The following is a 25,118-nucleotide window of genomic DNA, read 5'->3' on the forward strand; positions in this document are numbered from 1 at the left end:
CCGGCGCGCACCCTGCGACGCGCCGCCGCGGGACATCCTCGCGTGGCGCGCCGCGCGATCGTGGCAACATAAGACGATTCCCTCTGGACCACGAGGCCCCGCCGCGAGGCGCTTCGCGCGCTTGTCCGCGCCACGCTCGCCTCGTTCGGCGCGCACGCCAGGTGCGCCCTGCCGCACCCCGCGCATCTGCGCCTCGGTCCGCCTTCCGCCGCCGCGCAACCGGAGCCCCTGCATGAATGCAACCGACACCCCCGCCCACCCGCCGCTCTCCGACGACCTGCTGCGCCGCATGGACGCCTGGTGGCGCGCGGCGAACTACGTCTCGGTGGGCCAGATCTACCTGCTCGCCAATCCGCTGCTGCGCGAACCGCTCCAGCTCACGCACGTCAAGCCGCGCCTGCTCGGCCATTGGGGCACCACGCCGGGCCTCAATTTCCTCTACACGCACCTGAACCGCATCATCAACGAGCGCGATCTCGACGTGCTGTTTCTCGCCGGGCCAGGTCACGGCGGGCCGGCCGTGGTCGCGAACACATGGCTCGAAGGCACCTACAGCGAGACCTGGCCCAACGTGCCGCAAGACGAAGAAGGCATGGCCGCGCTCTTCAAGCAATTCAGCTTTCCGGGCGGGATTCCAAGCCACGTCGCGCCGCAAACGCCGGGCTCGATTCACGAAGGCGGCGAGCTTGGGTACTCGCTCTCGCACTCCTATGGCGCGGTGTTCGACAACCCGGACCTGATCGTCGCCTGCGTGGTCGGCGACGGCGAGGCCGAAACCGGCCCGCTCGCCACGGCCTGGCACTCCAACAAGTTTCTCAATCCGGCCACCGACGGCGCCGTGCTGCCCATCCTCCATCTGAACGGCTTCAAGATCGCGGGGCCGACGGTGCTCGCGCGCATCGGCGACGACGAGCTCGCCTCGCTCATGAAGGGTTACGGCCACGAGCCCATCTTCGTGGAAGCGGAAGCACCCGAAGTGGCGCATCGGCTGATGGCCGCCGCATTCGACACGGCGTTCGACGAAATCGCGCGCATCCAGAAGGCCGCGCGCGAACTCGCCGACGAGCAGGGCAACCTGCCGCCCGGTTACCCGCGCCCGCGCTGGCCAATGATCGTGATGCGCACGCCGAAGGGCTGGACCGGCCCGAAGACGGTCGATGGCCAGAAGACCGAAGGTTCGTGGCGCTCGCACCAGGTGCCGCTCGCCAATATCGCCAAACCGGGCCATCTGGCGCAGCTCGAAAGCTGGATGCGCAGCTACAAGCCCGAGGAGCTATTCGACGCGCAGGGCCGCCTCCTTCCCGACATCGCCGCGCTCGCGCCGCAAGGCGAAAAGCGCATGAGCGCCAACCCTCGCTCGAACGGCGGCGGGCGCGTGCGCGAGCTGCGCGTGCCCGCGTTCGAGCGCCACGCCGTGGACGTGCCCGCACCAGGCCAGGTGGACGCCGAAGCCACGCGCGTAATGGGCGCGTTTCTGCGTGAGGTGATGCGCGTGAACGAGCCCACGCGCAACTTCCGCATCTTCGGACCGGACGAAACGGCCTCGAACCGCTGGAGCGACGTGTTCGACGTGACGTCGCGCACCTGGCTCGCGGAGGTGACGCCCGACGACATCCAGCTCGCCACCAACGGCCGTGTGATGGAAATCCTTTCCGAGCACACCTGCCAGGGCTGGCTGGAAGGCTATCTGCTCACGGGCCGGCACGGCTTCATGTCGTGCTACGAAGCGTTCATCCATATCATCGACTCGATGTTCAACCAGCACGCGAAGTGGCTGAAGGTGATTCGCGAGATTCCGTGGCGGCGCCCGCTCCCCTCGCTCAACTACCTGCTCACCTCGCACGTGTGGCGTCAGGACCATAACGGCTTCAGCCACCAGGACCCGGGCTTCATCGACTATGCGGTGAACAAGAAGTCGGACACCGTGCGCGTGTACCTGCCGCCCGACGCCAACACGCTGCTGGCCGTCACCGACCACGTGATGCGCACATGGAACCGCATCAACATCATCGTGGCGGGCAAGCAGCCGCAGGCGCAATGGCTCGACATGGACGCGGCTATCCGCCATTGCGCGGACGGCATCGGCATCTGGCAATGGGCGAGCAACGACGACGGCGGCGAGCCCGACGTGGTGATGGCCTGCGCCGGCGACGTGCCGACGCTGGAAACGCTCGCGGCCGTGGACCTGCTGCGCACCTGCCTGCCCGACCTGAAGGTGCGCGTGGTGAACGTGGTGGACCTGATGACGCTGGAGCCTGCCGACCGCCATCCGCACGGCCTGCCGGACGCCGACTTCAACGCACTCTTCACGACCGACAAGCCGGTGATCTTCGCGCACCACAGCTACCCGTCGCTGATCCACCGGCTCACCTACCGGCGCGCGAACCACGCGAACATCCATGTGCACGGCTTCATCGAGGAAGGCACGACGACCACGCCGTTCGACATGACGGTGGTGAACCGGCTCGATCGCTTTCACCTGTGCGAGGCCGTGATCGACCGCGTGGAAGGGCTCGCGCAACGGGCGGCGCACCTGCGCCAGACGCTGCACGACAAGCTGGCCGCGCACCGCCGCTACGTGGACGAGCACGGCGACGACATGCCGGAGATCCGCAACTGGCGCTGGCCCGGCGCGCACAGCGCGCAAGGCGGCAGCGGGGTCGCTTGACCTGGCCTCACTTGACCTGGCTTAACTCGCTTGACCGGCTTGACGCGACTTTGGGCCGCCCGGCGACCGCGTGCCGCGGATCAGGCCGGCTTGGAGCGTCCGAACACGCGCGCGAACGCCGTAACGAACGCGTCGAGCCGCTTCGAGTCGAGGCAGTCGATGCCCGCCGCGCCCACGCGGCCGTTACCGCCGGGAAAAGCGCGGCAGACTTCGTCGGCGCCGCGCGGCTGCGCGAGCGGCGCGCGCACGCTCACGGCGTAGTTGCCGTCGGCGTTCACGCTCAGCACGGCGTGCGCGCGCGAAGGCTCCTCGTTGGCAAGCACATTGGCGAACACGCCGCGCACGCGGCGCGCCCACGGCTCGTCGGGCAGCACGCACACGCTGCCGTACTGCAAGGCGATGAGCGGCGCGATGGCCTGGGCCAGTTCGAGGTCTTCGTGACGGCAGCGGGCAAGCTGCGCGACGATGGGCTCCGAGGCGATAAAGTCGAACGGGCTCTCATAGGGTTTCATCGTCGCGTACAGGTCGAGCGGCGCGATCACGAGGTCTTCGACGCAGTCGCCATAAGCGTTGTAGTTGATCGACTCGCCCAGTTCGCGAAGCGGGTCGGCCTGCGCCGCGTCGAGCCCGGCCTGCTGCGCGAGCGCGAGCGCCGTATCGGGCAGGTTGTCGCCCCAGGCGGCGGCGATCGCCCAAGGCCGGTAGCGGCCGGCCAGGTGCCGGTCGACGAGCACGCTCGTGCAGACCTGCGCCGTGGTGTCGATATGCGCAATGAGATTCGTGCACACAGGCAGGTCGCCCGCGTGATGATGGTCGAAATATTCGACCGCGACGCCCTTGGCGAGCAGCGCGGCGAGCGCCGTGCGATTCACCTCGAACGAGATGTCGAGCACCGTGAGGGAGTCGCCGGGTTCGGCCGGCACGCGCGCGACCAGCGCGATATCGCGCTTGGCCCCGGTGATGAGCGTCGCTTCGCGCGGCCTTGCGAGCCGCAGTTGGTGGAGCGCGCAGATGCCGTCCGCGTCGCCATTGAATACGTCGAAATGCGCCATGTCTCCGAATTTCCATTGGGTTGAGCTTGACAGTATCGCGCAGCCTCGCCGGATTGCACAAAAGGTGCAATATGCCGATGGCGGCGCAGGCCGTTTCGATCAACCCGGCCCCATGCCGCACAACCGCTCGTGTGCGCCCACCCGCGCGTGGGTTCGCACACGACGCCGCTGCCCCACCGTCCCAGGACTCCCACGCCTTCGACACCGATGTCCGATACCCCACTCTCTCGTCATGTTCTCAACCGTCGGCGCGCCGCGCGCCGCCATGTCCGCCTCGTGGACGCCGCACTCACTCGCGCCTCGACCTACGCTCATCCGGCCGGGCATGTCGTGCGCATCGAGACGCACATTTCCGTGGTGTATCTCGCCGGGAGGTACGCCTACAAGATCATGAAGCCCGTGGATTTCGGCTTCGTCGATTTCGTGCGGCTCGACGCGCGACGTCGTTGCTGCGAAGCTGAGATTCGTCTGAATGCGCCGTTCGCGGGTGCGATTTATCGCAACGTGTGTGCACTGTTTATAGACGGGAGGCGGTGCCGGCTCGGGCGCGGCAACGCAAAGGCGATTGACTACGCGGTGCGCATGCGGCGCTTCGACCAGTGCATGTTGTTCTCCAACTTGCTCGCGCAAGGTGAATTGAGCGCGGGCGATATCGATGCGGCCGCATCGAAGCTTGCCGAAAGCCATCGGCATGCGCGCCGCGCCGGGCGCGGAGCGCGGGCGGCCGCCGCACGCCTCGGTTCGGCGGCGCTGCTGCGCGAACAGGTGCTCGCGGCCCTCGCGCCGCTCGAAACAGACCCACGCACGGCACGCGTCGTGCGCGACGCCGGGTTGCGCGCCACCTGCGAAAGCGAACTCGCAAGACTTGCGGCGCACCTCGACGCGCGCCGTGCGAACGGCTTCGTGCGCGCCTGCCACGGCGACCTGCATCTCGACAACATCGTCCGCCACGGGCGGCATGCGCTGATGTTCGACTGCATCGAGTTCAGCGACGAACTGCGATGGATCGACGTGACCTGCGATCTCGCCTTCCTGCTGATGGACCTGCGCGCGCACGATCACACGGCGCACGCGCACCGGCTGCTCAACCGCTACCTCGAATCGACAGGCGATTTTGCGGGGCTCGCGGCGCTGCGGATCGATATCGTTTATCGCGCACTGGTGAGGGCCCTGGTGGCACTGCTCAAGGCGGGCCGGCCAGAACGCGAGGAAGAGAACAGGCGCGAAGGCAAATACTCGCGCTACCTGGCGCTGGCGGCCAACGAGGCGCGCGCCATACGCGAACACACGCCGTGGCTGCTGCTGTGTCACGGGTTTTCAGGTTCGGGAAAGTCCGTCGCGAGCCGCTCGTTAGCCGAGCGATGCGAAGTCGTGCGCGTTTCGAGCGATCTCGAACGCAAGCGCCCGGGACCGTTCGCCGCGCCCATGCTCGACGCCCTGCCTGCAAGCGCCTACACGAAGGCCTCGGTCGATGCCCACTACGACCGCCTGGTCGCGCATGTGCGAGACGTATTGAATGCGGGCTATACCACGCTGGTCGATGCGACGTTTTTGAAGGCCGCGCATCGTGCGCGCTTCGCGGCGCTTGCGCGCGAGTTGAACCGGCCCATGCTGATCCTGAATTTCCACGCGCCGCAGGCACGCCTGGCCGAACGAGTGGATGCCCGCGCGCGCGGACCGCGCGACGCCTCCGACGCGGGCGCCGACGTGCTGGCCGCACAAGTCTCCCAAGCCGACGCGCTCGATGCGCAAGAGCGCCTGCATGCCGTCGACCTCGACACCGACGTTCCGATCGAGGCCTTCTCTCGCGCGCAATGGTGGGCGCCGCTATTCGAGCGCATGCGCGCGGAGGATGGTGAGATTTGACGTGGCAGCGGACTCATAATCCGCCGCCCGCGCCGAGTTCGCACACCCGGCGGGCTCACCGCTCCGCGAACGGCCGCACGAGCGGCCAGCGCAGCGTGGACGCCACCGGAAAGCGCGGCTTGCGGCCGGCCGGCGCGCGCCAGGGCTGCATGCGCGAGGCCATTGCCGTGCACAGCGCGATCCCGTCCTCGCCATACAGGCGCTCCATGGCGTGATGGACAAGACCGGCGTCGAACCACAGCTTGAAGCGGCGGTGACACGTCCGGAAATCAGGATAGGACTCGGGCAACTTCGACCAGACCGAGCCGGTCGCCAGCACCCAAAGAATGCCGGCGAAAACGAGGCGGGGATTATGCGCGGGGCGCCCGCGGCGGCGACCATCGACGCGGACTTCGTGAAACATTGGCTCGATGCTGCGCCACTGCGCATCGGTCAGCTCCGGAGATATGCGGGAAGACATCTGATGATCCATGTGAGGTTATCTGACACAACATGACTAAATTAGCCTCACAACCCGCAAGAAAATATCGGACTATGCCTAAAATGGCCCGGCGGTCGCGACACGCGCGCGCCGGCCGGGTGAGCCGAACTCGTGCACGCGGAACGTTGCGCTACACTGCGCCATCCCGGCAACGATGACGGATTCCCGATGACGGCCACTCCCAGATCGAAAGCCCGGCGCGGGCGAATTCGCGTCGGCGTAGGCGGCTGGATCTATGCGCCCTGGCGCGGCGGCGCGTTCTACCCCGAAGGGCTCGCGCAACGCCGCGAACTGGAATACGCGAGCCGCCATCTCTCCACACTCGAAATCAACAGTACGTACTACGGCGCGCAGCGCCCCGAGAGCTTCACGCGCTGGCACGACGAAACCCCCGACGATTTCGTGTTCTCGCTGAAGGCTCCGCGCTTTGCGATGAACCGGCGCGTGCTGGCCGAAGCCGGTGCCACGATCGCGCGCTTTCTGGGCGGCGGCGTGCTGAACCTGCGCGACAAGCTCGGCCCCATCAACTGGCAACTCACGCCGGGCAAGCGCTTCGATCCGGAGGACTACGCACGATTCCTCGACCTGCTCCCCGATCAAGCCGAAGGCCGCCCGCTGCGCCACGCGCTCGAAGTGCGCGACGAGAGCTTCTGTACGCCGGATTTCGTGGCGCTCGCGCGCGAGCGAAAAGCCGCCATCGTCGTCTCCGGCGATTCCGCCTACCCGCAGATCGCCGATGCGAGCGCGCCGTTCGTCTACGCGCGCATCATGGGGACGGAGCAGGATCACCCGCAGGGCTACACTTCCGCCGAGCTGGAGCGATGGGTCACCCGGGCACTCGCCTGGGCACACGGCGACACGCCCGACGACCTCGACACCTACGCAAAACCGCTCGCCACGAAAACGGGACGCGACGTTTTTCTCTACGTCATCAGCGGTTTCAAGGAGCGCAATCCCGCTGCGGCGATGGCGCTGATCGAACGCCTCGACGCGGCTTCGCAAGCGAGCCGATAGCGGCCGCGCGCATTCGATCATCGCGCCCCCGAAAAACGCGCTCGCGCCCCGCGCGAATGCCGTTTCGGGGTCGGTTCCGCCGCTCATCCGGTACGTAAAAGGCGGTAATGACGTGGTCTTTGCACCATCAGCCAAACCTTGATGTACATCAATTGGAAATGGTGCAACGCAGCGAGATACTCACAGCGCCGCACCACGGAGTTTCCAGTCTTTGCAAACCGCAATCGAGTTCACCATCCGAGCCGGCGTCTTGCTGCTCGTCATTTCGCTCTGCCACGCGCTCACACAGCGATTCCGCCTCTCCGATTCGTTCGGCCTGACCGGCGCGGGCGTGTTATGCGGCTTCGGCTATCTCGCTTTACAGCACTTCGCGCCGGGCTTCACCACCACGACCGTCGTGCCGTTTCTGACGCCCTCGCTGCCGCCGGAGGCCTATCTCTGGATCTTCCTGCCGCCCATTCTTTTCGACGCGGCCTTGCAGGTCGACACGCGCGGCTTTCTCGCCGATCTCGCGCCCATCCTCGTGCTCGCGATCGGCGCGGTCGTGGCCGCCGCGGCGGGCGTCGGGTTCGCCACGTGGGTGAGCAGCGGCGAAAGCCTGATCGTCTGCCTGCTGCTTGGCGCCATCGTCAGTACGACGGATCCTTCCACCGTCATCGCGCTCTTTCGCAGCAGCGGCGCGCCCGAGCGGCTGATCCGCCTGATCGAGGGCGAAAGCCTTCTGAACGACGCCGCCGCCATCGCCATCTCCACGCTGCTCACCGGCGCGCTCGTGCTCGCGCCGTCCAGCGCACCCGCGCACGGTCATCCGCTTGCGGCCTTCCTCGTTTCGCTCGTCGGCGGCTGCGCGTTCGGCGCGCTCGCGGGTGCGTTGTTCGTCGCCGTGTCCAGCGCGCTGCGCAGCCTGCCGTTTTCCGAGTACGCGCTCTCGCTCGCGCTGCCTACCCTGCTCTATCCCTGTGCGGAACAGGGCTTGCATGTTTCCGGCGTCGCCGCCGTGGTGTGCGCGGGCCTCGCCGCCAACCGGCTGATGCGAACGCGGCGTGCCGCCGCGAGCCTCGACCTGTTTCGCCAGCTATGGTCCTACCAGGCCGGCATTGCCTCGGCCGCCGTTTTTCTGCTGGCCTCCGCCCGCGTACCGAGCCTGCTCGACAACCTCCACGCGCGCGAAATCCTTCCGCTCGCCCTGGCGCTGGTGGCCGCGATATTGAGCCGATTCGGCATCCTTACTATCTGCCTGCCGCTTCTGAGCCGCTTCAGGATATGCGAGCCGCTGCCACGCGCGCATCAATGGTTGATTGCATGGGGCGGCGTGCGCGGCCCCGTCACCCTCACGCTCGCGATCTGCGTTGCGCGCAACGAAGCGCTTTCCGCCGATACGCGCGCATTCGCCGCCACCATGGCCGCCGCCTTCGTGCTGCTGAACCTGCTCTGCAACGGCCTCACGCTGGGGCGCGTCTCGCGCTGGCTCGGCATCGCGCGCCGGCCCGAGGAAGAGGCGCTGCACCCCGAACGATGAAGCCAGGCTCGGGCGCTATCCGGTGTGCTCGGTCCACAATAGATAACCGATCACCGCACGCGTGACGCGCGCCTCCAGCGCGTCGGCGTCGGTCTCACCGCGTTCGCCGGCCGCATCGACCATGCCGCGCACGATGGCGATCACGTCATAGGCCGCGGTCGGCCGGTCGCTCAGTCGCGGCGCGTCGGCAAGGCCGAACACCTGAACGAGCGTGGCATGAATCCGCTCGCTCACGCGTGCGTCGCGCTCGCCCAGCGGCAGGCGGCGTTCCTCGAAATCGAGCAGACGCGCCAGTTCCGGGCGCTGCATCTGATGCGCCACCGCCGCGCGAATCAGCATGCGCAGCCCCGCCTCGCAACTCGAAGCGGCGGCGGCCGCCTCGACCTCGGCGAGCAGCGGTGCGCTTTCGCGCTCGATCAGCGCGGCGGTGAGCGCGTCGCGGTTCGGGAAGTATTGATAGAGGGAGCCGACGCTCACGCCCGCGCGAGCCGCGATGGCGTTCGTGGTGTAACCGCCAAGGCCCGCGCTTTCAAGAATGCGGGCGGCGGCTTCGAGGATCGCCTCGACGGTGGCGGCGGAGCGGCGCTGCACAGGCTGCTTGCGCGCGTCGAGCGCGGCCGGGCGGCGGGCTGCGCGTGTCGTTCGGGATGGAGGCATGGCGGGCAATCGGGCGTCGAATATGAGCAATGGCTCGTATTCTAGCGGCGCCAGGGCGGCGCGCGTTACGTGACGCACTGCCCGCACGTCACGTAACGCCGGTCAACGCGCCGCACACCTCCCCCCGCCTTCCGGCACACAGCAGCACTTCAAATCTGGCGGCGCATCTCCGCGGCCGGCAGCTTCATCATCTGCCGATACTTCGTGACTGTGCGGCGCGCCACCTGCACACCCTGCTTTTCGAGCTCCTGCGTGAGGATGACGTCCGAAAGCGGGTCGCGCGGATCTTCGGCGTCGATCATCTCCTTGATGAGCGCGCGCACCGCCGCCGCCGAGCAGGTGCCGCCCGTGCGCGTTTCCAGCTCGCGCGGGAAGAAGCGCTTGAACTCGAAAATGCCGCGCGGCGTGGCCATGTACTTGTTGCCGGTCGCGCGCGAAACGGTGGATTCGTGCAGGCCCAGTTCGTCGGCCACGTCGCGCAGCAGCATGGGCCGTAACGCGATTTCGCCGTACTGGAAGAACGCCTTCTGGCGCGCGACGATGCACTCGCCCACGCGCAGGATGGTTTCGCAGCGCTTGTGAGCGTTGCGGATCAGCCAGCGCGCTTCCTGGAGTTGCTGCGCGAGCGGCGAGCGGCTCGTCTGGTCCGAGCGCGCAAACATCTCGGCATAAAGCTTGTGGATGCGCGCGCGCGGCTCGATCGCCGGATTCACGCTCACGACCCACTTGCCGCGCACCTGGCGCACGATCACGTCCGGGACAACGTAACCGCCGTCCGCGCGGCCGTAGTGGTTGCCGGGCTTCGGATCGAGGCGGCGCACGAGGGCGATGGCGGCCTGTAGCGAGGCCGCGTCGCAGCCGAGCTGGCGCTGAAGCTCGCCGTGCTCGCGGCGCGCGAGGCGTTCGAGATGCTGCGAAACGATCTGCATGGCCAGTTCGCGATGCGGCGTGCCCGAAGGCATCGCGTCCAGTTGCAGCGAGAGACATTCTGCGAGCGAACGCGCGCCGATGCCCGGGCGATCGAGCGTCTGCACCACGCGCAAGGCCACGCGCAGACGGTCTTCGTCGAGCCCTTCGCCCGCGCCATCGACTTCGGCAAGATCGGCAAAGTCCTGACGCAGATAGCCGTCGTCGTCGAGCGCCTCGATCACCACCTGCGTCGCGATCCGGTCCAGGTCGTCGAGCGGCGAGAGGCGCAGCGTCTCGTGCAACTGCTCGCGCAGCGTGAGCGGTACGCGCACCCAGTCGGAGGCGTCGGAGTCGCCGTCCTCGCCACGATAGCTCGTCGAGCGCAGCGCGGCCGGTGACGGCAGTTCAGCCGTATAGCCGGAGCCTTCGTCGCTATAGGGCGCATCGCTGTAGTTCGCGTCGCTTTCGGCGTAGGGGCCGGCGTCCTGCGGCATGCCGCTTTCCAGGCCGCCATCGACCGCGCCCTCCGTCGCCATGGCGGGCACTTCGGGCGTGCCCGCAGCCGCGGCGCCAATGCCGGCCGCGCCTTCCGCGGCTTCGGCCGCCTCGCCGGTTTCCGAGGCGGGCGGAACGTACTCAAGGAACGGATTCGTATCGAGCGCCTCGCGCAACTCCTGCTGGAATTCCAGCGACGACAGTTGCAGCAGCCGCACGGCCTGCTGAAGGCGTGGCGTGAGCGCCAGATGCTGGCGCGCGTGTAACGCGATGGAAGGCATGGCGATCCCGTTTGTGTTGATTGAAGTGATGGGCCCCTTCATGCAACACCCATGCCAGTTTTTCCAACACCCTGTTTTGAAACGGGATCGGCATTTGCAACGCATGCCAGGCGGGTGTCTTTTCCGACCCCGAACGGGCGCTTTTTACAAACGTGCGGAAAAATTGTGTCACGTCCCGGCGTGGCGAACGGCGGCCCCGCACCGTGCCTGCGATCCCGCATTGTGGGCAGCGTCCGCGCCTGCCGGCCGGCTTTCAGCGGGCCGCGCGGGAAGCCGCAACGCTGGCGAAGGCCGCCGCGGGCATGCCGCGGCACGCACCTTGCGGAAGAAGGGGCCGACCACAACCAGAAAGGGAGTCGCCATGAAGCGCATCCACATCCTCAAGACCGCGGCGGGCGCCGCCTGCATGACCTTCGCACTCGTCGCCGGTGCGCAGACCACGACGAACGGCGCGACGAACAGCGCGGCGCCTGCGGGCAGCTCGGAATCCGTGGGCCAGCACGTTGACGACGCAACCATCACCACCAAGGTCAAGGCCGAGTTGCTCGGCGCGAAGAACGTCAAGTCCGAGCACATCCACGTGAAGACCCGCAAGGGCGTGGTCTCCCTCACGGGCACGGTGCCGAGCGCCGAGGACCGCGACAACGCCAAACAGGTCGTGGAGGGCGTCTCGGGCGTGTCCTCGGTGAAGAACCACCTGAAGGTCTCGGCGGCGAGCTGATGCGCGCCCCGCCCGCCTCAATCCTCGTCGCGCTGTGATTGCCTGAGCTGCGCGCGCCGGGCTTCGCCCTGGCGCGCCAGCATCCAGCCCGGATACTCCGCGGGCAAGCCGCTCACGTCGTCGAGCACGCCGAGTTCCTCGACGCTGAGCTTCACCTTCGTCGCGGCGATGTTGTCGTCGAGCTGGTCGGTGCGCTTCGCGCCGACGATCACCGAGGTGACCACGCGCTGATGCAGCAACCAGGACAGCGCGATCTGCGCGACGGACACGCCCTTGTTCTGCGCGATCTGCCGCATGGCGTCCACGCAATCCCACGCGCGCTCGCGATTCACGGGCGGGAAATCGAAAGTCGTGCGGCGGCTGCCCGCTTCGCCTTGCTGCTCGCGTCCGTATTTGCCGCTCAACAAGCCGCCCGCAAGCGGACTCCAGACCATCAGCCCGAGCCCTTCGCTCTCCAGCATGGGCGCGAGTTCGCGCTCCAGATCGCGCCCGGCGATCGTGTAATAAGCCTGGAGCGACTCGAAGCGCGCAAGCCCTTCGCGCTGCGCAATGCCGAGCGCCTTGACGATCTGCCACGCGGCCCAGTTCGAGACACCCGCATAGCGCACGTGCCCCTGGCGCACGAGCGTGTCGAGCGCGCGCACGGTTTCCTCGATCGGCGTGGCGGGATCGAACGCATGAATCTGGTACAGGTCGATGTGATCGAGTTGCAGACGCTTCAGGCTCGCCTTCACGCCGTCCATGATGTGATAGCGTGTGGCGCCGCGCTCGTTGGGCGAGGTGCCCATTTCGCCGAACACCTTGGTCGCGATCACCACCTGCTCGCGCGGGACCTTGAGATTCTTGAGCGCCTGGCCGGTGATCTGCTCGGAAACGCCTTGCGAGTAGACATCGGCCGTGTCGATGAAATTGATGCCCGCGTCGAGCGCGCGGCCGACCAGGCGCTCGGCGTCGGCCTGCTGGAGGTCGCCGATCTGGCTCCAGATGCCGGCGCCGCCGCCGAACGTCATCGTGCCGAGGCAAAGTTCCGAAACGAACAGGCCGGTGCGGCCCAGTGGGTTGTAACGCATGGTGTGACTCCGTCGTGGGTCGAAGGAAAGTCCAACGCGGCGAGCATACTGCGTTCGCGCCGCGCCTGCCGCACGGCCGCCGCGCCTTGAAAACCGCGCCGGGCGACCGGACATCGTAGCCATGCACGTTGCAACGCCCACGCCTGGCACGCGCGCACGAAAGCTGCGAGACTGGCAGGCGTGCATGAACCCCTGCGCCGCACGGCCCGCGCCGGGTGCGCGAGCGTCTCGCAACGCCCCGGCTTGCCGCCTTCCACCCGGATGACCATGTCCACGCCCGTTACCGATCCGCAAGCGCCAGCGCCCGCTGCCCATGACGACGGCGACGTGCTCGCGCGCTTTCACCCGGCCGTCGCGGGCTGGTTTCGCCGCAGCTTCGACGCGCCCACGGCCGCGCAGCGCGCCGCATGGCCGCTCATCGCCAGCCGGCGCGCGACGCTCGTGGCCGCGCCCACGGGCTCGGGCAAGACGCTCACGGCCTTTCTCGCCGCGCTCGACGAGCTGGTGCGCGAAGGCCTCGCAAACGGCGGCGCGCTGCCCGACGCGACGCTCGTCGTCTACGTCTCGCCGCTCAAGGCCCTTTCCAACGACATCCGGCTGAATCTCGAACGGCCGCTCGAAGGAATCGGCGCGGAACTCGCGCGGCTCGGGTTGCCGCCCGTTGAAATCCGCACGGCGGTGCGCACCGGCGACACGCCGCAACCCGAGCGCGCCGCGCTCAGAAAACGCGCGCCGCACATTCTCGTGACGACGCCCGAATCGCTCTATGTGCTGCTCGGCTCCGAATCGGGCCGCCGCATGCTGGCGAGCACGCGCAGCGTGATCGTCGACGAAATTCACGCGCTCGCGGGCAACAAGCGCGGCTGCCATCTCGCGCTGAGCCTGGAGCGGCTGGACGCGCTGTGCGGCGCCCGCCTCCTGCGCATCGGTCTTTCGGCCACGCAAAAGCCGATCGAGACCGTCGCGCGCTTTCTGGTGGGCATGGGCGACGCGGCGCTAACGCCGACCGCGAAGGCGCCCGCCTGCGAGATCGTCGACGTGGGCCACACGCGCACGCGCGACCTCGCCATCGACATGCCGCCCGTGCCGCTCGAAGCCGTGATGGCCAACGATGTGTGGGAGCGCGTGTACGACCGCATGGCCGAACTCGTCGCCCTGCATCGCACGACGCTCGTGTTCGTCAACACGCGCCGCATGGCCGAGCGCGTGGCGCGCCATCTCACCGACCGGCTCGGCGCCGAAGCCGTGGCCGCGCACCACGGCAGCCTCGCGCGCGAGCATCGCTTTCTCGCCGAGCAGCGCCTGAAGCGCGGCGAACTGCGCGTGCTGGTGGCGACGGCGTCGCTCGAATTGGGCATCGACATCGGCGACGTCGATCTCGTATGCCAGATCGGCTCGCCGCGCTCGATCGCCGCCTTCCTGCAACGCGTGGGGCGTTCGGGGCACCAGGTGGGCGGCGTGCCCAAGGGCCGGCTTTTTCCCACTTCGCGCGACGACCTGATCGAATGCGCGGCGCTGCTCGACAGCGTGCGGCGCGGCGAACTGGATCGCCTCGCGCCGCCGCATGCGCCGCTCGACGTGCTCGCGCAGCAGATCGTCGCCGAGGTGGCCTGCGAAGCGTGGGAAGAAGACGCGCTCTATGCGCTCGCGCGGCGCGCCATGCCGTGGGCGACGCTCGAACGTGCGCAATTCGACGCCGTGCTGCGCATGCTCGCCGAAGGCTACACGAGCCGTCACGGGCCGCGCGCGGCCTATCTGCATCGCGATGTGGTGAGCCACACGTTGCGCGCGCGGCGCGGTGCGCGGCTCGTCGCCCTCACCTCGGGCGGCACGATTCCCGACAATGCCGACTACTCGGTGCTGCTGGAGCCGCAAGGCGTGCAGATCGGCACCGTGAACGAGGACTTCGCCGTCGAAAGCCTGGCCGGCGACGTGTTCCAGCTCGGCAACGCTTCGTACCGGATCCTGCGCATCGAAGCGGGCCGCGTGCGCGTGGAGGACGCGCAGGGTCAGCCGCCCAATATCCCGTTCTGGCTCGGCGAAGCGCCGGGGCGCAGCGACGAGCTTTCGTTCGCGATTTCGCGGCTGCGCAAGCAGGTGGAGGACGCGCTGATCGAGGCGAACGCGAGCCCCGTGGAAAACGCCCCGTCGCCCGCACTCGTCGATGGCGCCACGCACTCGCTTGCCGCCTCGCTCGACATCGACGATGCAGCCGCGCGCCAGATCGTCGAATATCTCGCCCGCGCGCGCGCCGCGCTCACCGTGCTGCCGACGCAGGACACGCTCGTGATGGAGCGCTTCTTCGACGAAGCGGGCGGCACGCAACTGGTGATCCACGCGCCGTTCGGCAGCCGCGTGAACCGCGCGTGGGGGCTCGCGCTGCGCAAACGGTTTTGCCGCCAGTTCAACTTCGAGTTGCAGGCGGCCGCGACCGAGGACGCCATCATCCTTTCGCTCACGGGCGCGCATAGCTTCGCGCTGGACGAAGTGTGGCGCTATCTGCATTCGAACAGCGCCGAACATCTGCTGGTGCAGGCCTTGCTCGACGCCCCGCTTTTCGGCGTGCGCTGGCGCTGGAACGCCACCACGGCGCTCGCGCTGCCGCGCCACACCGGCGGACGCAAGACGCCGCCGCAAATCCAGCGCATGCGCAGCGAGGATCTGCTCGCGGCCGTGTTCCCCGACCAGGTGGCGTGCGTCGAGAACATTGCGGGCGAGCGCGAAGTACCGCGCCATCCACTCGTCGACCAGACGCTCGACGACTGTCTGCACGACGCTATGGATACCGAAGCATGGATCGCGCTCCTGCGCCGTATCGAGGCGCGCGAGGTGCGGCTCGTGGTGCGCGAATTGCCCACGCCCTCGCCGCTTGCGGCCGAGATCCTCACGGCGCGGCCCTACGCGTTTCTCGACGACGCCCCGATCGAAGAGCGCCGCACCCAGGCCGTGCTGTCGCGCCGCTGGAGCGACCCCGAATCCACCGACGATCTCGGCGCGCTTGACCCCGAAGCGATTGCGAGCGTGCGCGAGGAAGCCTGGCCGCAGGCGCGCGACGCCGACGAAATGCACGACGCCCTCACGAGCCTCGGCGCGATCGCCGAAAGCGAGGCCGGGCGCGAGCCGCAATGGCCGGCGTGGCTCGCCGGACTGGCGGCGGCGGGCCGCGCGGCGCGGCTGCCGATCGCGGAACACGACGCCCTGTGGGTGAGCATCGAGCGGCTCGCGTGCGTGCGGGCCATTTATCCGCAGGCGCGGTGCGAGCCGCCGCTCACGCCGCCGCCCGACTATGCGGACGCCTGGACCGAAGACGCGGCGCTCGTCGAGATCGTGCGTGCGCGCCTTTCGGGCTTCGGGCCGCTCACAGTCGCCCAGGTGGCGCGGCCGCTTGCGCTGGAGGCGAGCGTGGCGGCGCTCGCGCTCACGCGCCTCGAAGCCGAAGGCACCGTCATGCGCGGGCGCTTCACGCCGCAAGCGCCAGGCGGCGGTGACGAGGAGTGGTGCGAACGCCATCTGCTCGCGCGCATTCACCGCTACACCGTGCGCAAGCTACGGCGCGAGATCGAGCCCGTGGAGCGCCACGACTTCATGCGCTTCCTCTTCGAGTGGCAACGCGTGGCTCCCGGCACGCGTGGCTCGGGCCGCGACGCCCTTGCCGCCGTGCTCGATCAGCTCGAAGGCTGGGAAGCCTCGGCGCTGGCCTGGGAGGACGAGATCCTGCCCGCGCGCATCGACGACTACACGCCGATGCTGCTCGACGAGCTATGCCGCTCGGGGCGTCTCGCGTGGGCGCGGCTGCCCGCACGCGCGGCGGCCGCCTCGACGGTACGCAGCACGCCGGTCGTGCTGCTCTCGCGGCGCGAACTCCCGCGCTGGATGGCGCTGGTCGACGCGCCCGACACCTCCGGGCTTTCGGCGCGCGCACGGCGCGTGTACGACGCGCTGCTGCGGCATGGCGCGATGTTCTTCGACGAACTGGCCGCCGACGCGCATCTGCTCGGCGTCGAACTCGAAAACGCCCTCGGCGAACTGGTGGCGGCCGGACTCGTGAATGCGGACAGCTTCGCCGGGCTGAGGGCGCTCGTGAAACCGGCGGCGCAGCGCGGCGCGCACCACGGCCGGCGCAGACCGCGCGGCTTCGCACCGCTCGCGGGCGGCATGGCCGACGCGGGACGGTGGGCGACGGTGCGGCGCGTCGAGCTGGCCGATCCGCCAGCCGTTGCCGACGATACGGCGCTCGCCGAAACACCATCACGCCCGCCAGCGCTCGCTCAAGCGCAGGCGCGCACGAAACAAACCGCCATCACGCGCCGCCCGCCCGCCGATTCTGACCTGCTGGAGCACGTGGCCAATGTCATGCTGCGCCGCTATGGCGTGATCGGTTGGCATCTGCTCGCGCGCGAAGCGCCGTGGTTGCCGCCCTGGCGCGACCTGTTGCGCGTGCTGCATCGCATGGAGGCGCGTGGCGAAGTACGCGGAGGCCGCTTCGTGACGGGGATTTCGGGCGAGCAGTTCGCGCTGCCGGAGGCCGTGGCGCTGCTGCGCGAAGTGCGGCGTCGCGGGCCGACGGAAGGCGAAGGCGGCGCGCTCGTTTGCGTGCCGGCCGCCGATCCCCTCAATCTCGTCGGCACGCTGCTGCCCGGCGACAAGGTGCCGGCGCTCGCCGGCAACCGCATCGTATTTCGCGACGGCGTCCCTGTCGCGACGCTGATTGCCGGCCGCTTTGCGTTTCTCGGCGAGTTCGACGAAAGCACGCGCGCCGAACTGCGCGTGCGCCTCGCCAAGCCTTGGTGAGGCGCGCTCGTCTTGCGTTGGCGGGCCTGGCTGTTAGTTGCGATACTGTGACGCGCAGCCGTCAGCCCTGTTTGAACGTGTTGCGCGCGGCACCGAAGTGCCGGCGCACGCGCAGGCCGTTCGCCACGACGAGCAAGCTCGCGCCCACGTCCGCGAACACGGCCATCCAGAGCGTTGCCTCGCCCGCCATCGCGAGCACGAGGAACACGGCCTTGATGCCGAGCGCGAGCGTGATGTTCTGCTTGAGCACGGCCGCCGTCTTGCGCGAAAGCCCGATGAACGCGGCGATCTTGCGCGGATCGTCGTCCATGATCGCGACGTCGGCGGTTTCGAGCGCGGTGGCCGTGCCCGCCGCCCCCATCGCGAAGCCGATGTCGGCGCGCGCGAGCGCGGGCGCGTCGTTCACGCCGTCGCCCACCATCGCGGCCATGCCGTACTGCTGCGAGAGCGCGGCGATCGCGTCCTGCTTGTCCTGCGGCAGCAGATTGCCGCGCGCGTCGTCGATGCCGAGTTGATCCGCAATCGCGCGCGCCGTCGATGCGTTGTCGCCGGTCAGCATGACGGGCGTGACGCCGAACGAGCGCAGCGCGCGCACCGCAGGCGCACTTTCGGTGCGCAACGCGTCGGCCACGGCGAACACGGCCACCGCCGCTTGCGGCGAGCACAGCACGATCGCCGTCTTGCCGACACCCTCCAGACTCGCCAGTTGCGCTTCCATCTCCGGCGAGCACAGGCCAAATTCCTCCACCAGCCGATGGTTGCCGAGGCTCCAGAGCATGCCGTCGATGCGTCCCTGCACGCCGCGCCCGTTGAGCACCGCGAACTCCTCGACGCCGAGCAGTCGCGCCTCGGGTTGACGCGCCCGCCAGCCCGCGACGATGGCGCGCGCAACCGGGTGCGTGCTTGCATCGTCGAGACTCGCGGCGATGCGCAACGCGTCGTCGGGTGAAAGTGCGGGGACGTCTTCGGACGCGAAGCCTGCTGCCTGTGCCGAGGCGCGGGCAAGCACCGGCGCCGCGAGCGCGTCGGTCAGCACCGGTTCGCCACGCGTGAGCGTGCCGGTCTTGTCCAGCGCGACGACCTTGAGCAGGCGGCCGCGTTCGAGCCACACACCGCCCTTTACGAGCATGCCGTGGCGCGCGGCGGCGGCGAGACCGCTCACGACCGTCACCGGCGTCGAGACGACGAGCGCGCACGGGCAGGCAATCACGAGCAGCACGAGCGCCTTGTAGAGCCAGGCGCTCCATGCGCCGCCGAGCGCAAGCGGCCCGATCAGCGCGACGCCCAGGGCGAGTGCGACCACAGCGGGCGTGTAGTAGCGCGCGAACTGGTCGACGAAGCGCTGCGTGGGCGCGCGTTGCGCCTGCGCCTCCTGCACCGCCGCGGCGATACGCGCGAGCGTGCTGTCCTGCGCCGTGGCGGTGACGACCGCCTCGACCACGCCGTCGACGACGATACTGCCTGCGTAAAGCGCGGCGCCTGCTTCCTTGTCGACTGGCAGGCTTTCGCCCGTGATCGGCGCCTGGTCGAGCGCAGCGCGCCCCACAATCACGTTCGCGTCGAGCGGCACGCGCTGGCCGGTGCGCACGCGGATGCGGCTGCCGATGGCCACCGCGTCCACCGCGCATTCACGCCACTGGCCCTGCGCCGATTCACCCTCGCCGCCCTCCCAGACCTCGGCGGTTTCGGGCGCGACCGCGGTGAGTGAGCGAATCGCCTGACGCGCGCGTTCGAGCGAGAGCGCCTCGATTTCCTCAGCGAGCGCGAACAGGAAGACAACCATGGCGGCTTCGGGCCATTTGCCGATGACCACCGCGCCCACCAACGCGAGCGACATCAAGAAATAGATATTGATCGTGAAATTGCTGAGCGCGATCCAGCCCTTGCGCAGCGTGGGCAAGCCCGCGCACAGCAGCGAGACGACCGCGCAGATCAGCACCGGCAGGCCGGTTTCGTGGCCCGTGGTCCACGCGAGGATTTCGGCGCCCGCGGCCGCGAAGCCGCTCACGGCGAGCAAGAGCTTCTGGCGCAACGCGAGTCCCGGTGTGGCGGGCGGCGTACCCTGCGCGGAAGCTGCGTCGTCCAGCGCGCGCGGCGCCATGTTCAGCGCCCGCAGCGCCTTGACGACGGGCTGCGTGTCATCCAGCCGGTGATGTACGGTCAGCTCGCGCGCGAGCAGGTCGAAGTCTAGTCGCACCACACCCGCCATCGGTTCGAGCCGGTTGCGGATCAGGCGCTCCTCGGTCGGGCAATCCATGTTGTCGATGCGCCAGCGCGCGCGGCGCGTGCCTTCGGGCGCACTGGCGGCGCGGCGCGGGCTTTGCATCGGCGCGCCGGCGTGGGCCTCGCCGTGACAGCAGGCCCCGCCATGATCGTGGTGCTCGTGATCCTCGTGATGCTTCTTGCCCTCGTGGCCGGTGATTGCCGTTTCGGGCCGCGCTTGCGTGGCGTGCCCGCTGGCGCCGCAGGAGGCGTGATCGTGCTGCCCGTGGTCGTGCGTCTGGTCGTGCCCGTGATCGTGCGCATGGCCGTGGTCGTGGCTGCACGTGCCGGAGCAGGCGCCGCCCGCCGCCGATTCCTGCTCACGCGCTCGCAAACGCTGCGCACCGTCCAGCCGCGACAAGAAGCCCTGGTTCATCGCCGATCTCTCCCAAAAGTGACACAATCATTGAACAGCCTGTAGCCACTACAGGGTCAAGTCATTTGGGAGGGCCGTGACTATGCGTATCGGCGAACTGGCGCGTCTTGCGCACTGCGATGTCGAAACCGTGCGTTTTTACGAGCGCGAAGGGCTGCTGGACGAGCCCGCGCGAGAGACCAACGGATACCGCAGCTATACGGCCGTGCACGCCACGCAGCTCAACTTCATCCGCCATTGCCGCTCGCTAGGCATCGGGCTCGCGGATATCCGCATGCTGCGTCGCTTCCAGGCCGACCCCAGCCAGCCCTGCGACGAAGTCAACGAATTGATCGACGATCAGATCGCACGCATTCATCAGCAGATCGAATCGATGCGCGTGCTCGAACAACAGTTGCGCACGCTGCGCGAGAGCTGCCACGCCCATCAAAGCAGCAGCGCCGAATGCGGGATCATGAAGAGCCTGGAACAGCCCATCGACGACGAGCGCTGTTCATGCCACGGCGAGGGAAATGCCGCCGGGGAATTGCCGGAGCCGGAAGCGGCGCCCTCGGCACACCACCACTAGACGCCGCCAGAGGCGGCACATTTCACGCGGACGAGCGCACTCGCCCGCGTGAACGCCTGCGCCACGCATCAAGGCGCGGTGGCAATCACCTCGGCCACCGTGGCCGTGAGCTTCTTCGCGTAGGGCACGTGCAGGAACTCGTTCGGGCCGTGCGCGTTCGACTTCGGCCCAAGCACGCCGCACACCATGAACTGCGACTTGGGAAAGCCCGCTTGCAGCACGTTCATGAGCGGAATCGTGCCGCCCTGCCCGAGATAGGCGCAGTCCGCGCCGAAATGCGTGCGCGAGGCCGCGTTGAGCGCGTCGGTAAGCCATGGGGCCAGTTCGGGCGCGTTCCAGCCATTGGCCGCGCCCGCGTCGGGCTTGAACGTGACCTTTGCGTTGTAGGGCGGATCGAGTTCGAGCAACGCCTTCAGATCCGCCACGGCCTTCGACGCCTCGACGAGCGGCGGCAGACGCAGTGAGAGCTTGAACGCGGTGCGCGGGCGCAGCACGTTGCCGGCGTCGGCAAGCGCGGGAAGGCCCGCCGCGCCGGTGACCGAAAGCGAGGGCCGCCACGTCGAATCGAGCAGCGCCTGTTGCGGATCGGTCGTGGTGGGCAGCACGCGCCGGCCGTCCTGCCCGCACGCCCAAGGCATGGTCTTCCAGACGCTCTCGCCAAGAATTTTCGCCGTGGCCTCCACTTCGCTCAGGCGCTGCGACGGGACCGCACAATGGAAGCCCTTGGGCAGCAGCGTGCCGCTCGCGGCGTCTTCCAGCCGCTCGAAAAGCTGGCGCATCACGCGGAAGCTCGATGGCGCGATGCCGCCGTACGAGCCCGAGTGAATGCCCTCCTCCAGCACCTCGACTTCGAGATCGCCCGCCACGAGCCCGCGCAGCGAGGTGGTGAGCCAAAGCTGGTCGTAATTGCCCGCGCCCGAATCGAGACAAACAACGAGACCCACGTTGCCAAGACGCTCGCGCAGCGCATCGACATAGGGCAGCAGGTCGTAGCTGCCCGATTCCTCGCAGGTTTCGATGAGTCCCACGCAGCGCGGCCGCTCGACGCCTTGTGCATCGAGCGCGGCCAATGCGGTGATGCTCGCGTAGATCGCATAGCCGTCGTCGGCGCCGCCTCGGCCGTACAGGCGGCCGTCTTCGAGCTTGGGCGTCCAGGGGCCGAGATCGTTGCGCCAGCCCGCGAATTCCGGCTGCTTGTCGAGGTGACCGTAGAGCACGACCGTCTCGGTGCTGCCCGAGCGCGTGGCGGGCACCTCGAAGAAAATCACCGGCGTGCGGTTGGGCAAACGCACGATCTCCAGCTTCAGGCCGCGCACCGGCTGCTGCTCGGCCCATTTCGCCGCCTCCTGGACGACGCGCTCCAGATAGCCATGCTGCGCCCACTGCGGATCGAACGCCGGACTTTTGGCCGGCACGGCGATGTAGTCGGTCAACGCGGGCACGATCTCGTCATGCCATTTACGTTCGACGAAGGCGCGCAGTTCGTCGTGATCGAGTTGGCGGGTGGCCTCGGACGGGTCGGAGATCATGGTGTCGGTTCCATGCGATGAAAACCCTGATGATAGACCCGAACCCCTGCGCGCCGACACCCCTCGCGCCCCGCGTTGGCCGTCCGGACAAGGCGCGGCGTGCGCGCTGCGCCGATCCGCGCGACAATTGGACATCTGGCATATTTCATTTTTCTGGAGATTCGATCATGGTGAGCCGTTCCGTCTTCGAGATGCTGGTTCTCGCAGCGGTGGTCGCGCTCTATTTTCTCCCCGCGTTGATCGCCGACCGGCGCGGCCGTCACGACCTGCTGATCCTCGCGCTCTTCAACGCCGTGCTCGGCTGGACCGTGCTGGGCTGGCTGCTGGCGCTCGTCTGGTCGCTTCAGCCGAATCCGCCGAAGGATCTAGGGGGCCAGACCAGGGACCGTAGCCGCAGGCTCGGCATGCTGCTGTTTTCGCGTCGTCTGGATGATCGCGTCCAGGCACGCGCAACGCGCACTGCGGAGCGCGAGCGCTAGCCGCATCCAGGCCGTAGCGCCTTATCCTTGTGGCCAACGCCGCAAGCGGGAGTGCGCACGCACTGCCCGCGCATGAAATAATCAGCAGGAATTCAGCCGCTCTGGCCACGCGCCGCGATGCTCACGGCCGCGCGCCCAGCACTCACGCAAGCACCACGCTTTTCCTGAACGGAGCCTCGTCATGCCGCACGCCGCCCCGCTGCTCGCCTTTGCCGCCGTCGCACTCGGCATGGCGCTCACGCCCGGACCCAACATGGTCTACCTGATCTCGCGCTCGATTTGCCAGGGTCGCAAAGCGGGCCTGATCTCGCTAGGCGGAGTCGCGCTCGGCTTCGTGTTCTATATGCTGAGCGCGGCATTCGGCATTACCGCCTTGCTCATGGCCGTGCCGTTCGCCTATGACGCGCTGCGCCTGGGCGGCGCACTGTATCTGTTCTGGCTCGCCTGGCAGGCGCTCAAACCCGGCGGCCGCTCGCCCTTTCAGGTTCGCGAACTGCCGGTCGACCGGCCGCGCAAGCTTTTTCTGATGGGTTTCGTCACGAACCTGCTGAACCCGAAAATCGCCATTCTGTATTTGTCGCTGCTGCCGCAGTTCATCGATCCGCATCAGGGCAGCGTGCTGACGCAATCGGTGGTGCTGGGCAGCATCCAGATCGCGCTTTCGATTACCGTGAACGCCGCCGTTGCGATGACCGCTGGCACGATCGCGGGTTTTCTCGCCGGGCGCCCCGCGTGGCTCACGCTTCAGCGCTGGCTGATGGGTACGGTGCTGGCAGGCCTCGCCGTGCGCATCGCGGCCGAGGGGCAGCGCTAACGAGCGGCGTGCCGGGTCGTTACAGTCAATGGCCCGGCCGCCAAGCTGGATGAAAACTCAAAAGCCGCTGGCTGCGCGCTCGGCGGCAACACTGCGCATCTTGACGGACGCTGCCGAAATCGAGCGGGGCTCGAGTTTCACCATGTCCTGCGCGAACATGTCCTGACGCAGTTCGCCTTGCTCGTCGAACCACTGGCAAATGAGCCAGTGGCCGCTCGCGAAACCTACCGGACCGGCGTACATGACGGTCATGCGCGGGCCGCCGGACTTCAGGGTGACGACGTCGCCAATTCCGGCCATGATGGCGCGCTGCGTTTCGGCAACGTCGATGGTCGTATCAAGCATGAGGTTCCCCGGATAAAAAGACACACAGAGAAAAACCTGAGCGGGCATTGCGCCCCGCTTCCAGGCCGCCCTTTCGATAATGGGAATGCGGCGGTGATTAATAAGTTTCGCAAGATTAACAACCCGATTTAAAGCACGCAAGCAATTTCCATAAACCATGTGGAAAACCCTGTTATTGAATCGCGCTCGCAGCCATTGCGGAATGCCCTCACGCATAAATTGCGGTCGGCGCCGTGCATGCGCAGCAAAAGCTACCGGACGGGCTTCCAGCCAAACAGTCTTATTATTTGAACCATCCTGACAAAATGCCACACCGCTTTTTTCGCTAAATCCATCGGTGCGCTGGCACATTAACCGCATGGTTCAAAAATCCGAAGCCGATGCAGCCTGGGTGAAAACGTTTCCCGCTGCGATAAACCGCCCGTTCGTTTTATTTTTTTGACTAATGGGGAGTCAGGGCGCGAGCGTTCGACATCAGCCGATTAACCGAACGATTTCAAAAGCAGCTCGCATGAAATATGGTTGTCACGTTAATGATATTTGCAGCGCAAAAAAAAGCCCCACCCGGCAAAACCAGGTGGGGCGTCGCGAGCGAGGCGCGCCGTGCAGCGCTTATTCGGCGAACGGCAGCGTCGTCTGGCCCTGCGCGCGCATGCCGAAGACGTTCAGCGTCATCGCGACGAGCGCGTAATAACCCAGCAGCCCGACCAGGTTGATCGTGGTTTCGTGACCGAAACGTTCGATGGCGCGCGCGTAGGTGGCGTCGGACACGCGCTTCGCGTCGTATAGCTCGGTCGTGAACGCGTAGATCAGCGCGTCGTCAGGTTCGTCAAAATGCGGGGTCGCACCGGTGCGGATCTGCTCCGCCAGCGCCTCGGGCACGCCCGCCTTCAGCGCGATGGGATAGTGGATGTACCACTCGGCCTGGGCTTGCCAGCGTGCGGCCGTGACAAGAATCGCGAGTTCGGAGAGGCGCAGCGACAGGCCGGTCTGATAGCGGCAGAACGCGCCGAGGCGCTGCGCGTGTTGCGCCAGCTCCGGGCTGTGGATCCAGCCCAGGAACGGCCCGTTGAGGTTGCCGCGCGGACCGGAAAGGATTTCGTCCAGCACGGCCTTCTGCTCGGGCGACGCCTCTGCTGCGTCGAAGGCGGGAAGCCGCGAGGTCGCGTTTTGTGTCATCGATGGACTCCGTTGGTGATCATGGCCGGTCGCCCGCGACCG

Annotated in this window: 18 protein-coding genes; 9 read left to right on the forward strand and 9 right to left on the reverse strand. The window is 67.8% G+C overall.

Going from position 1 to position 25,118, the window contains the following annotated elements:
* Nucleotides 1–232: 232 nt before the first annotated feature.
* Nucleotides 233–2,668 (forward strand): phosphoketolase family protein, encoded by a 2,436-nt coding sequence (locus tag C7401_RS00350; protein ID WP_112169153.1) that lies wholly within the window; start codon nucleotides 233–235, stop codon nucleotides 2,666–2,668.
* Nucleotides 2,669–2,748: 80 nt separating this feature from the next.
* Here C7401_RS00350 and C7401_RS00355 read toward each other — a convergent pair whose 3' ends face one another.
* Complete coding sequence (locus C7401_RS00355; RefSeq protein ID WP_112169154.1) at nucleotides 2,749–3,720, reverse strand: acetyltransferase; 972 nt, start codon at nucleotides 3,718–3,720, stop codon at nucleotides 2,749–2,751.
* 207 nt (nucleotides 3,721–3,927) lie between these two features.
* Between C7401_RS00355 and C7401_RS00360 the strand changes: the two genes are divergently transcribed.
* Nucleotides 3,928–5,586 carry a bifunctional aminoglycoside phosphotransferase/ATP-binding protein gene (locus C7401_RS00360; RefSeq protein ID WP_112169156.1) on the forward strand — a complete coding sequence of 553 codons (1,659 nt, stop codon included), beginning with the start codon at nucleotides 3,928–3,930 and terminating at the stop codon, nucleotides 5,584–5,586.
* Nucleotides 5,587–5,641: 55 nt separating this feature from the next.
* Here C7401_RS00360 and C7401_RS00365 read toward each other — a convergent pair whose 3' ends face one another.
* A complete protein-coding gene (locus C7401_RS00365) occupies nucleotides 5,642–6,058 on the reverse strand; it encodes a transposase (protein WP_112169158.1) in 417 nt (138 codons plus the stop codon).
* A 177-nt stretch (nucleotides 6,059–6,235) separates the two neighbouring features.
* Here C7401_RS00365 and C7401_RS00370 point away from each other — a divergent pair, with 177 nt between their 5' ends.
* A complete protein-coding gene (locus C7401_RS00370) occupies nucleotides 6,236–7,081 on the forward strand; it encodes a DUF72 domain-containing protein (RefSeq protein WP_112169160.1) in 846 nt (281 codons plus the stop codon).
* Between the two features lie 211 nt (nucleotides 7,082–7,292).
* The gene (locus tag C7401_RS00375; protein WP_112169162.1) at nucleotides 7,293–8,600 is read left to right on the forward strand and encodes a cation:proton antiporter; all 1,308 of its coding nucleotides are present in this window, start codon (nucleotides 7,293–7,295) and stop codon (nucleotides 8,598–8,600) included.
* Nucleotides 8,601–8,615: 15 nt separating this feature from the next.
* Here the strand turns inward: C7401_RS00375 and C7401_RS00380 are convergent, their stop codons facing one another.
* Complete coding sequence (locus C7401_RS00380; RefSeq protein WP_112169164.1) at nucleotides 8,616–9,257, reverse strand: TetR/AcrR family transcriptional regulator; 642 nt, start codon at nucleotides 9,255–9,257, stop codon at nucleotides 8,616–8,618.
* A 149-nt stretch (nucleotides 9,258–9,406) separates the two neighbouring features.
* Nucleotides 9,407–10,942, reverse strand: a complete 1,536-nt coding sequence (locus C7401_RS00385) for an RNA polymerase factor sigma-54 (RefSeq protein ID WP_112169763.1) — start codon at nucleotides 10,940–10,942, stop codon at nucleotides 9,407–9,409.
* Between the two features lie 361 nt (nucleotides 10,943–11,303).
* On the opposite strand from C7401_RS00385, the gene C7401_RS00390 reads away from it, so the two are divergent.
* Nucleotides 11,304–11,663 carry a BON domain-containing protein gene (locus tag C7401_RS00390; RefSeq protein WP_112169166.1) on the forward strand — a complete coding sequence of 120 codons (360 nt, stop codon included), beginning with the start codon at nucleotides 11,304–11,306 and terminating at the stop codon, nucleotides 11,661–11,663.
* A gap of 17 nt (nucleotides 11,664–11,680) precedes the next feature.
* Here C7401_RS00390 and C7401_RS00395 read toward each other — a convergent pair whose 3' ends face one another.
* A complete protein-coding gene (locus C7401_RS00395) occupies nucleotides 11,681–12,733 on the reverse strand; it encodes an aldo/keto reductase (protein WP_112169168.1) in 1,053 nt (350 codons plus the stop codon).
* A 261-nt stretch (nucleotides 12,734–12,994) separates the two neighbouring features.
* Between C7401_RS00395 and C7401_RS00400 the strand changes: the two genes are divergently transcribed.
* Entirely contained in the window at nucleotides 12,995–17,524 is a 4,530-nt protein-coding gene (locus C7401_RS00400) for a DEAD/DEAH box helicase (protein WP_112169170.1), read from the forward strand.
* Between the two features lie 61 nt (nucleotides 17,525–17,585).
* On the opposite strand, the gene C7401_RS00405 is transcribed toward C7401_RS00400, so the two are convergent.
* Nucleotides 17,586–20,162, reverse strand: a complete 2,577-nt coding sequence (locus C7401_RS00405; protein WP_112169172.1) for a heavy metal translocating P-type ATPase — start codon at nucleotides 20,160–20,162, stop codon at nucleotides 17,586–17,588.
* A gap of 82 nt (nucleotides 20,163–20,244) precedes the next feature.
* On the opposite strand from C7401_RS00405, the gene C7401_RS00410 reads away from it, so the two are divergent.
* The gene (locus tag C7401_RS00410; protein WP_112169174.1) at nucleotides 20,245–20,730 is read left to right on the forward strand and encodes a Cd(II)/Pb(II)-responsive transcriptional regulator; all 486 of its coding nucleotides are present in this window, start codon (nucleotides 20,245–20,247) and stop codon (nucleotides 20,728–20,730) included.
* Nucleotides 20,731–20,798: 68 nt separating this feature from the next.
* Here C7401_RS00410 and C7401_RS00415 read toward each other — a convergent pair whose 3' ends face one another.
* Nucleotides 20,799–22,259, reverse strand: coding sequence for a M20 family metallopeptidase (locus C7401_RS00415; RefSeq protein ID WP_112169176.1), 1,461 nt, complete (start codon nucleotides 22,257–22,259; stop codon nucleotides 20,799–20,801).
* A gap of 167 nt (nucleotides 22,260–22,426) precedes the next feature.
* Here C7401_RS00415 and C7401_RS00420 point away from each other — a divergent pair, with 167 nt between their 5' ends.
* The gene (locus C7401_RS00420) at nucleotides 22,427–22,738 is read left to right on the forward strand and encodes a superinfection immunity protein (protein ID WP_112169178.1); all 312 of its coding nucleotides are present in this window, start codon (nucleotides 22,427–22,429) and stop codon (nucleotides 22,736–22,738) included.
* A 181-nt stretch (nucleotides 22,739–22,919) separates the two neighbouring features.
* Complete coding sequence (locus tag C7401_RS00425; protein ID WP_112169180.1) at nucleotides 22,920–23,552, forward strand: LysE family translocator; 633 nt, start codon at nucleotides 22,920–22,922, stop codon at nucleotides 23,550–23,552.
* 57 nt (nucleotides 23,553–23,609) lie between these two features.
* Here C7401_RS00425 and C7401_RS00430 read toward each other — a convergent pair whose 3' ends face one another.
* On the reverse strand, nucleotides 23,610–23,897 hold the full coding sequence (locus tag C7401_RS00430) for a YodC family protein (RefSeq protein WP_112169764.1): 288 nt from the start codon (nucleotides 23,895–23,897) through the stop codon (nucleotides 23,610–23,612).
* 612 nt (nucleotides 23,898–24,509) lie between these two features.
* Nucleotides 24,510–25,076, reverse strand: a complete 567-nt coding sequence (locus C7401_RS00435) for a carboxymuconolactone decarboxylase family protein (RefSeq protein WP_112169182.1) — start codon at nucleotides 25,074–25,076, stop codon at nucleotides 24,510–24,512.
* Nucleotides 25,077–25,118: the final 42 nt, after the last annotated feature.

It is taken from the genome of Paraburkholderia unamae, assembly GCF_003268775.1.
In the GTDB taxonomy this organism is placed as follows: Bacteria; Pseudomonadota; Gammaproteobacteria; order Burkholderiales; family Burkholderiaceae; genus Paraburkholderia; species Paraburkholderia unamae.